Source organism: Sphingobacterium sp. UBA7253 (assembly GCF_002472745.1).
GTDB lineage: Bacteria > Bacteroidota > Bacteroidia > Sphingobacteriales > Sphingobacteriaceae > Sphingobacterium > Sphingobacterium siyangense.
This window is the reverse complement of the sequence record NZ_DKSP01000205.1, coordinates 11,912-21,571: the sequence shown is the minus strand read 5'-3', so window position 1 is coordinate 21,571 and position 9,660 is coordinate 11,912. Positions and strand designations below refer to the sequence as shown.

Here is a 9,660-nt window from a genome sequence, read left to right as displayed (position 1 = left end):
TGATGTTTGATTTTGCCTTCAATTTTGTGGATCGAATTTACCTGCATGTGGGGGCTGAAAATTATCGTTCTCAGACAGCAGTTGAGCGCTTGGGCGCAATTAAAGTGGCTGAAAAGATGGTCAGCTATGTGAACGAACCTGAACGTAAAAATTTTGAATACGCACTGGAAAAATCGGCCTGGCGGCGAATCAAGAGATAAAGCCTTATTATCCCTTGATTCCGCTGAGTATACTGCCTATAATGACTGTTAATACAATCAATGTGATAATAATGTAAAGCCTGTCCTTCTCGATGACAAACCCAAATAACGAGCCGATCACGCGTACAATAGGGGTGCAAATCAATAGAAGTACACCTAACTGTATAACCTGTGGAATATTTCGGCTAAAGGCCCCGGTAATAATTCCGGTAATTGTTGTGTTGGAATTCCCCTCACCGACAAAATCTCTGTAATTCGGTACGGTATCCTGTCCATGAACAATGAGGTAGAAGATACCGCCAAGGATAAGAATAGAGGAGGCGAGTATAACGCCAATACGTAAAATTTGCCCTACCAAAAGTGAGATGTCCTTGTCTCCCCAATAGTGTTTCGAAAATACTTGTTTCATTTTGAGTATTTATGTCCTTCATCGTCTAGCGGAAGGACGTTACAAACCTAAAATTCTAAATCGTGTAAACTACCGTTTTTAGAATTTATGCTGGAATCCGTTGAAGATCATTTCCAAGGCCACCAATGTAATGGCGACGGCGAAAATAATACGTAAAGTCTTCGGATTCATGCGTTTTAAGAGCTTGGATCCGGTAATGGCGCCGCATAATACGCCTAGGATAACTGGAAAAGCAATACCTGGATCCATATAACCTCTTTGTAAATAGACCACTGCAGAAGCAGCTGCGGTGACACCGATCATAAAGTTGCTCGTTGTGGTACTGACTTTAAATGGAATTTTCATCATGCTGTCCATTGCTAGTACTTTAAGGGATCCGGATCCAATGCCCAATAATCCAGAAAGTATTCCTGCAACCCCCATCAAAGAGAAGCCTCCGGCTATGTTGGTAAGTTTGTATGGAATTAATTTGCCATCAGCAGGATAGGTACTGTTCAGCTTCAATTTTTCTGCCAGGACCGAACCGCCGGAAAGTGCGTGTTCGTTTTTCTTACGTACCGTCATAGCCGCAGAGAAGATAAGTACAACACCAAAGATGATGGCAATGGTATTCGTAGGCATGTAAATGGCAATAACAGCGCCGATCACTGCTCCAATGGTAGTTGCAATTTCAAGAAACATCCCGAGCCGGATGTTGGTGATGCCTTCCTTGACGTAGGCTGTAGCTGCACCGGATGAAGTCGCTATGGAAGCCAGCAAGGCAGCTCCAATGGCATAACGGATGTCGACATGAAACAGCAGAGTCAATAAAGGGATGACAACGACCCCTCCGCCTAAGCCTGTCAGGGATCCTAAGAGTCCTGCTACAAAAGCACCCAGGAGAAGGATGATTGTAAAGGTGAGAATAGTCATAAATATTTGTTTGTTTGTGTGATCCAAAAAGCAGCTTCCGCTTAATGGAAGGTAATTTGTTGTAAACTTAAGGGCTTTTTATTGTTTTTGAAATTTTTAAGCCGGAATAGATACAAATGTTACATCAAAAGTATCATCAAAAAATGATACTGCCCTGCCACTTCTCAGCGTGAGGCAGTATCGATGACCTTTTAATGGTCTAAGTATATCGTATATAAAATATGGACAACATTATTCAACGATTGTTTGTTGTACCTTTTCTTTTCTGTTGAAGATATCGTAGATGATTGGAAATACCAACAACGTCAATATCGTCGCTGAGATTAGTCCGCCAATGATGACGATCGCCAAAGGTTTTTGTGATTCCGAACCTATACCGGTCGATAGTGCAGCCGGCAATAGTCCGATGGAAGCCATTAGAGCTGTCATGACCACAGGTCGTGTTCGCGATTTTACACCTTTATAAATTGATTGGTCATTGGGTAGACCTTCCTTCTTATTCTGGTGGAATTCCGAGATCAGGATAACCCCATTCTGGATACATATCCCGAATAATGCAATCATACCTACTCCAGCCGAAATTCCAAAATTCATACCTGTAACGTGTAAGGCAATAATTCCACCGATAAGTGCAAAAGGAACGTTGGCCAATACGAGCAGCGAATCCTTGATATTCCCGAATAGAATAAACAATAGGAAGAAAATGACGATCAAACTGATTGGTACCACCTGTGCTAAACGATGTGTAGCACGTTGCTGATTTTCAAATTGTCCAGTCCAGCCAATGGAATATCCTTCCGGAAGCTTAATTTTACTTACCTTTTGTTGTGCTTCAGCAATGGTGCTTCCTAAGTCACGGTCGCGGATGGAAAATTTGATGCCGATATAGCGTTTGATGTTGTCGCGATAGATAAAAGCAGCACCATTATCTTTTTCAATGGTCGCGATACTTTTCAAAGGAATTAATGTACCATCACCACATGGAACCATCAGCTGTGCAATATCTTTTTCTGTTTTCCGATATTCGGGTGCATAGCGTAGGCGAATGTTAAATTTGCGTTCACCATCGTACAAAATGGAAGCGGTCTTTCCGCCGAAGGCCATTTCGAGTACCGCCTGTGCATCTGCCGGTAGAACGTTGAAAGCTGCCATACGGGTCCGGTCCAATACCACACTCACTTCGGGCTGACCAATATTGAGAATAATACCAGGTTCTTTAATGCCTTGAATACCTTTGACCTGTGCATAAACTTCTTTCGCCAGGCGGTCTAAGGTTGCGAGGTTATCGCCAAAGATCTTGATGCCGTTTTCGGCTTTGAAACCAGCAACTGCTTCGGCAACATTATCCGAGATAGGCTGTGAATAGTTATAGGTAATACCCTGAAATTGTTTGAGTTTATGGTCCATTTCTTCGATCAGCTGATCCATGGTGATTTTACGGGTCCATTCCTCTTTAGGTTTTAGGGCCACAGCAAACTGAACAAAGCCAAAGCCATTGGGGTCGGTACCATCGTTGCTCCGTCCTGTTTGCGACAGTACACCTGTGACCTCAGGAAAGGTTTCCAAAGTACTCTTTAACAGTTTGGTTGTTTTAACCGATTCACGTAAAGAAGTACTCATAGGCATTTCGGCAGTAACCCAAAGAGACCCTTCATTTAATGTCGGTAAAAATTCAGTTCCTAAAAATTTTGCAGAAAACAAGACTGCAGCTAGTAAAGTAATTGCAACGATCATACTCAGACGCTTGTTTCGGAATGTAAATCCAAAACCCTTGGCGACAATTCTATTCCAGAATTCAACAAATGGATTGTGTCTTTCTTTTACATTTTTATTGAGCAGAATATGCGATAAAGCCGGAACGAGTGTCAAGGTAAACAGTAATGCACCCAGTAAAGCAAAACCCAGGGTAAAGGCCAGTGGAGAGAACATTTTTCCTTCTACTTTTTGGAAGGAGAATATAGGCATCAAGGAGGTGATGATAATTAGCTTGGAGAAAAAGATTGCTTTTCCCAAGCCTGTTCCTGTCTGTTTGATCCAGCCGGCTTTGGCCATTTTGTTGAATTTCTCCATGCCCAGCTTATGGGCTTGGTGATCCAGCATGACAAATATCCCTTCAACCATGACGACGGCACCGTCGATGATAATACCAAAGTCTACTGCGCCCAGAGAAAGCAAGTTGGCACTCATGCCCGCTAGTTTAAGACATAGAAAGGCAAAAAGTAATGCGAGAGGTATGATAATGGAAACGATGACCGTAGTGCGCCAATCTGCCATAAAGAGCAATACCATTAAGGTGACGAGTACAATACCCTCAATTAAGTTATGCATAACGGTATGGGTCGTGAAATCCATGAGATTGTCACGGTCATAGAAGGTTTGCATTTTGACGTCTTTGGGAAGGATTTTGTTGTTGAGCTCGTCTATTTTCGCTTTTACAGCAGTTAAAACCTCTCTTGGATTTTCGCCTTTCCGCATTACGATGGTTCCTGCTACCACATCATCATTTTTACCAAAACCGGCTTGGCCCACGCGGGGCATTGCACTTTCTCTTACTTCGGCTACATTTTTAACAAAGACAGGATTTCCTTTTTGGTTGATTACAGTGATGTTTTCGATATCATTAATTGAGTTGACCAAACCAATACCGCGTACGACGTAGGACTGGCCACTTTTTTCGATGACATCTCCGCCGACATTCAGGTTACTTTTGCTGACAGCATCAAATACCTGCAACGGGGTCAGATTAAATTTGTCTAGTTTGATAGGGTCAGTACTGATTTCGTAAACCAAATCCTGTCCACCAAAAACGTTGATATCTGCTACACCAGGGACACCACGTAAAGCGCGGTCAATGACCCAGGTCTGCAAAGTAAGGAGGTCGCGTGAATTACGTTGATCGCTATGTAATGTATAACGGAATATCTCTCCTGTAGGGCCATAAGGGGGCTGTACTTCAGGGTCGACATTGTCGGGCAAGCTTACAGACCGCATGAGGTTGTTGACCTGGTTGCGGGCAAAAGTGTCGTCAATACCATCATCAAAGATGATTTTAACAATGGAGAGGCCAAACATGGTGGTGCTCCGTATACTTGTTCTCTTTTGAACTGGACTCATGCCCAGTTCGATTGGTGTCGTTACAAAACGTTCGACTTCCTCCGCACTTCTTCCATTCCATTGGGTAATGATGGTTATTTGTGTATTGGTTACATCAGGAAATGCCTCAATAGGCATGCTTTTAAAGCTAATGAAACCAGCTATAGCCAAAATACCAACCCAAATAAAGGTAAATGCTTTATTTTTAATGGAAAAGGCAATGATATTTTTAATGAATTTGTTCATTCGTGTAAATGCTAAGACGGATTAATTATTCAGAGCTCTATAGATCAGAAGTTTATTGTTGACAACAACTTTTTCACCTTCCTGTAGTCCCGTAGCCATGTAGGTTGTTCCTTCGTTTTGTTTGATCGGCAATATTTCGCGAATCTTAATATCATTTTGGGATTTATAGATTAATACGAAATATTTGTTTTGATCGAAAATGACCGCATCAGAAGGAACTGCGAGCGCTTCCGTATTGGAGCGATGCAATACTTTAATGGTCGCTTTACTATCCGGAATAAGTAAACCATCCTTATTGTCTAGCACCACCCGTGCCTGCATTGAATTCGTCTGCGGATCGATGATCTTAAAGATTTTATCGATACTGCCCTGGAATTTTTTGTCCGGGTAGCTCAGGGTAGACACCATAGCGGGCATGCCCATACTAATCTTGTCGATATCCGTTTCGTTGACGTTAAGAATTGCCCATACATCTTTTGTATTGGCCACATCGAAGATGTTGTCGCTGCGGTCACTACGCAGCTGCATGTCCTTATTGATGTTTTTTTGAACGATGTAACCATCGATTGGAGATACGACCGAATAAATATTGCCTGTACGGACATTGTAAATCTGACTTACAGCTTCTGAACGGCGTAGTTGCTCTTTGGCTTTGGTCAATTGTCCTTTTGCTTCCAACATGTCTTTATCTGTGCTCAATTTTCCGTTATACATATCTTCAGCTACACGGTAGTTTTTCTCTGCGAGTAATACATCGGTTTTGGCATCCGAAAGATCCTTTTGTATACCGGCGACTTCCGTACTTCTGATTGTTGCCAATACCTGACCTTTATGGACATAATCACCCAAAGAAACATTCACGGAGACAACATTCCCTCCAACGAGTGGGAAAATATCGATGTAATTGTTTTGATCGGCCGATATCTTTCCAAAAAAGTTGAGTTCTTCGGTCACATTTTCTTTTTTAACCGTAGCAAAACTTGTCGATTTAAGCATCGTCTCACTAATTTCGAAACCTTTGACAATGGCTGCATTATCTGTTTCTTTATGATTTTGGCAAGCGTAAAGTAGCATTATTGCCACAGTGGCTATAAGAAGTTTTTTAGTTGACATGAGTTGAATTGAATAGAGAAGTTTGAGCCAGGTAGTTTAATTGTTCGGCGTTGAGAATAATTTCCTTTTTCATATCGTATAACTTAAGGATAGATATGCGGTAGCTGTCCATAAAATCAGTGAACTCGACTAAAGAAATATTTCCTTTTTTAAAATTATTGAATATGCCATCATAGACCACAGCGATGTTGTGAAGGTCGTCTGGAGTAATGGTAAAATATTGATTATATTGATTTTCCCATGACTGATAGTTGGAACGGATCTGTGACTCCAACAGCTGCCGTTGGACTTCAATATTTTTCTTTGCCTCTTCTTCGGCGTATTTCGCTTTGATAACATTTCCTTTATTTTGTTTCCACAACGGGATCGGAATGGCGGCTGTAACATTGACTTCATTGTGGAATACACCCCCATTCTGGCTGTAGGAAAGGCCAAGGTTAATATCAGGTGTATTTAAAGACTGTTGCCATTTTGTAAATAACTGTGAGCTTTCAGCAGTCTTTAAGGCAAATTGATAATCGGCATTGTTTTCCAAGGCCAATTGATAGATTTTGTCCAAAGGCATTGTTGGTTTTACGGCAAGTTCCTGATCTGCTTCTCGATCTGTTAACTTCGGTAATACATCTTCCTGACTGGAAATAAGCACACGTAATTGCTGCTGTAGATTGATGCTATTATTGATCGCTGTCGTTTTTTCGTTGTTGAGATCGATGGCCATTGTTTGAAGACGAACTTGATCTTTCAAAGAAACGTTCCCCTTTTTTCCTTGCTCTTTATAAGCTGCAAGCAGATTATTTAGGTAATCCAACTGAATTTTAATATCTGCCAACTTATGTTGCTCAAAGTAAAGAGAATAGAAGGTTGTACGCAGTTGCGCGCGAAGGCTCGCCAGTAATTGACTGAACTGCAACTTAGCAAGTTCAACATTTGATTTGGCAAATTCCACTTCATTCTTCTTTTTTCCACCGAGATAAATCAATTGGGATACGCTTGCTTCCTTGGATTGACCAATATGAAATGTTTGTTTGTTCTGTGGGTCATAGGCATTGGCAGACAGCTGCAACTGTGGTAGATCCCATATTTTGGCCTGTATAACGTCAGCCTCTGCTTGGCTGATGTCATATTGTTGCGCGAGCAAGGAGAGGTTACTTTTGATAAAGGCTTCTTCGCATTCCTGCAGGGTCATCTGTTGTCCCAAGATCTCACTTTGCTTAGTCCCAAATGTACTTTCATGAATGCTCGTATAAACAGCTTGTGGTGGTTTTTGTTGAGCAAAAGTCATGCTATTGAAAAGCAATAAAAATATAAGGGGTGTCTTTGTCATATGTTTCAAATCTTATGTAACAAAATAACTGGTCTAAGATTAAAGACCCCTTAATAAATGCTTAAAAAAAGCTTAAAAAAGCATGTTTTTTCAGATCGGTGGATAGGTTTGAATGGGTATAGTAAATATATGTGCTTGTAGCTAAGAGACTTGACATTATCTGTCTTAATCAGGCAACTAAATTTCCCTGTTTGGGAACAATTTAAATAGTAATACAAAAGTATGCGTAGATTGTTTTAGATCTGCCTGATATGCTATCGTTGCTTGATGCGATTGCATGATACGCTGAACGATACGTAGCCCTAAGCCTGATCCTGTTGTTTCACTTGCGTTTTCACCGCGGCTGAATGCATCAAAAATCCGCTTTTGGTCGATTGTGCTTAAGGCCGGGCCAGTATTACTGACAAGTACCTTGAGTTCGAAGGTTGATTCTAGAATTATCACTTTTACCTCCCTGGTATCGGAGTAGAGCGCAGCATTTTTAAATAAATTCACAAAAGCAATTTCAATCAATTGTGCGGAACAGAAAATACTAAGTTTTGGATCTTCGATCCCACCGATTGAAAAATCCAGTTGCAGGTCGGGGAATACCTTGGCTACTTTTTCATAGGCCATAAAGATAATTTCATCGATCCGCTCTTCCTTATAGGTCATTTTCAAACGCTCAGAGTCGAACTTTGAAAGTAACATCAGGGAATCGGTTACCTCCGAAAGATGTAAGGTTTCCTTGGATATGTTACGTAAAACCTGCTTTACGTCTTCACTCAGCTGATTTTGATGATAGAGGTTCTCCAGCTGAAAGGACATTCGGGCAAGCGGTGTTCGCAGCTCGTGGGAGGCACTGGAATTAAATTCTTTCTGCGATTCGAAAGCAGCCGAAAGTCGCAGCAGCATCGTATTAAATGCTCGGGTTAGTACAGCAATCTCATCTGTATGACCGGTATATTCGACGGGTTTGGTAAGTTTACTAGCATTAATCTGCGTAATATTATCTTTTAATTTATCGAGTGGGATCAATAGGCGCTGGATGAGTTTATAACTAAATATCCAGACCAGAACAGTGCTCAGGACAAATAATAATGTTAGGACGAGCGCCAGATGGTCCATTTTTTCATTTCCGGAGTAATCCTGTGCTTTTACGATAATATAATAGGGTAAACCGTTGATGCGATAATATTTAGCCAGCGTTTCATATTGGTCCTGATTGTAGAAGATCTGTTTTTCCTGATTTAGCCGATTGACAATCGAGGCATTCCAGGTAATGGTCTGATCCTTTACGGTACTGAAGACGAGCTGTTTGTTTTTGTCAAGGATGATAACATCTTCATAGAAAAGGCCATCTTCGTCATCGTGAAAATAGTTTTTGTAAGACTGGCGGTTGAAATAGGGGTTACTGGCGATATAATGGGAAATATTGTCCAATTTATCAATCAGTCGCTGGCGAAATTGATCTTTCCGAAAATCGAAACTAGCATAGTAGATAATCAACATCGCCATACCGAAAAGGACGGAGAATGCAATGCTAAAGCTAATCGCTATTTTCTTCTTTAAATTCATTTTTCTGCCGATAGGTAATAACCAAAGCCAGGTCTTGTATGGATCAGTTTATTCTCAAAGTTTTTATCAATCTTCTTACGCAAAAAGTTGATATAAACTTCAATTGTATTCTGTGTTGTCTGAAATTGATTTTGCCATACTTCCTCCGATATATGTTGCTTGGACAGGGTGCGGCCCTTTGCCTGTGCTAAGATAAGCAGCAGCTGAAATTCCTTTTGAGTAAGATTAATTTCTTCATTTGCACGTAATACACGGGCCTCATCAGGATAAATGATCAGATCATCGACTACCAGTGTTTTTGTTTCATTGCTTTCGCTATGCTGCTGCCGACGCAATAGGGAATAGATGCGCATCAGCAATTCATCTAAGACGAAAGGTTTAACCAAATAGTCATCAGCAGCCCGTAGAAATGCCTCCTTTTTATCATCTATATCATCGTATGCCGAGAGAATAATAATTGGTGTAAAGGCGTCATGGCTTCTTATCTTTTTACAGATTTCCAATCCATTGATTTTGGGGACATTGATGTCCAATAGATAAAAACCATATTTCTTCTGGTGTGTTTTGGCCAAAAAATCGATTCCATCAAAGGCTTGATCACAGGTAAAGCCCTGGCTTAATAGAAAAGATCGGATCTCTTTAGAGAGTACCTTGTCGTCTTCGAGCAGCAAAATGTCCACCATATTTATATCTGTTGTCTTTTCGTAAAAATAAACAAATTTTTGTCATCCAATCAAAGAGATGTTTTCTTCGTACTTAATTTGGTAACATAAGATTTACACGAAGAAATATGAAACAAAAAGAAA

Annotated in this window: 7 protein-coding genes and 1 pseudogene; 1 reads left to right on the top strand and 7 read right to left on the bottom strand. The window is 40.8% G+C overall.

Features of this window, described 5'->3' with window-relative positions; all coding sequences use genetic code 11:
• Positions 1–200, top strand: a pseudogene (locus tag B2X72_RS21080) (N-acetyltransferase); the annotation flags it as partial.
• Positions 201–207: 7 nt separating this feature from the next.
• Here the strand turns inward: B2X72_RS21080 and B2X72_RS21075 are convergent.
• From B2X72_RS21075 to B2X72_RS21045, 7 genes are all read right to left on the bottom strand, one after another.
• Entirely contained in the window at positions 208–609 is a 402-nt protein-coding gene (locus tag B2X72_RS21075) for a DUF1634 domain-containing protein (protein ID WP_088162863.1), read from the bottom strand.
• 78 nt (positions 610–687) lie between these two features.
• On the bottom strand, positions 688–1,521 hold the full coding sequence (locus B2X72_RS21070) for a sulfite exporter TauE/SafE family protein (protein WP_088162862.1): 834 nt from the start codon (positions 1,519–1,521) through the stop codon (positions 688–690).
• 231 nt (positions 1,522–1,752) lie between these two features.
• Positions 1,753–4,860: an efflux RND transporter permease subunit gene (locus tag B2X72_RS21065; protein ID WP_286851371.1), complete on the bottom strand. Its 3,108-nt coding sequence runs from the start codon at positions 4,858–4,860 to the stop codon at positions 1,753–1,755.
• 21 nt (positions 4,861–4,881) lie between these two features.
• Positions 4,882–5,973, bottom strand: a complete 1,092-nt coding sequence (locus B2X72_RS21060) for an efflux RND transporter periplasmic adaptor subunit (RefSeq protein WP_286851369.1) — start codon at positions 5,971–5,973, stop codon at positions 4,882–4,884.
• Entirely contained in the window at positions 5,963–7,297 is a 1,335-nt protein-coding gene (locus B2X72_RS21055) for a TolC family protein (protein WP_208734254.1), read from the bottom strand. Before B2X72_RS21055 ends, B2X72_RS21060 begins: the two co-directional genes overlap by 11 nt.
• 177 nt (positions 7,298–7,474) lie before the next feature.
• Complete coding sequence (locus tag B2X72_RS21050; protein WP_286851366.1) at positions 7,475–8,854, bottom strand: HAMP domain-containing sensor histidine kinase; 1,380 nt, start codon at positions 8,852–8,854, stop codon at positions 7,475–7,477.
• Positions 8,851–9,537 (bottom strand): response regulator transcription factor, encoded by a 687-nt coding sequence (locus B2X72_RS21045; RefSeq protein ID WP_201667286.1) that lies wholly within the window; start codon positions 9,535–9,537, stop codon positions 8,851–8,853. The genes B2X72_RS21050 and B2X72_RS21045 overlap by 4 nt, the downstream gene beginning before the upstream one ends.
• Positions 9,538–9,660 lie beyond the last annotated feature (123 nt).

Excerpts from the sequence above, each read along its gene's own strand:
- B2X72_RS21075 (WP_088162863.1), bottom strand. The coding sequence starts at position 609 with ATGAAACAAGTATTTTCGAAACACTATTGGGGAGACAAGGACATCTCA.
- B2X72_RS21070 (WP_088162862.1), bottom strand. The coding sequence starts at position 1,521 with ATGACTATTCTCACCTTTACAATCATCCTTCTCCTGGGTGCTTTTGTA.
- B2X72_RS21065 (WP_286851371.1), bottom strand. The coding sequence starts at position 4,860 with ATGAACAAATTCATTAAAAATATCATTGCCTTTTCCATTAAAAATAAA.
- B2X72_RS21060 (WP_286851369.1), bottom strand. The coding sequence starts at position 5,973 with ATGTCAACTAAAAAACTTCTTATAGCCACTGTGGCAATAATGCTACTT.
- B2X72_RS21055 (WP_208734254.1), bottom strand. The coding sequence starts at position 7,297 with ATGACAAAGACACCCCTTATATTTTTATTGCTTTTCAATAGCATGACT.
- B2X72_RS21050 (WP_286851366.1), bottom strand. The coding sequence starts at position 8,854 with ATGAATTTAAAGAAGAAAATAGCGATTAGCTTTAGCATTGCATTCTCC.
- B2X72_RS21045 (WP_201667286.1), bottom strand. The coding sequence starts at position 9,537 with ATGGTGGACATTTTGCTGCTCGAAGACGACAAGGTACTCTCTAAAGAG.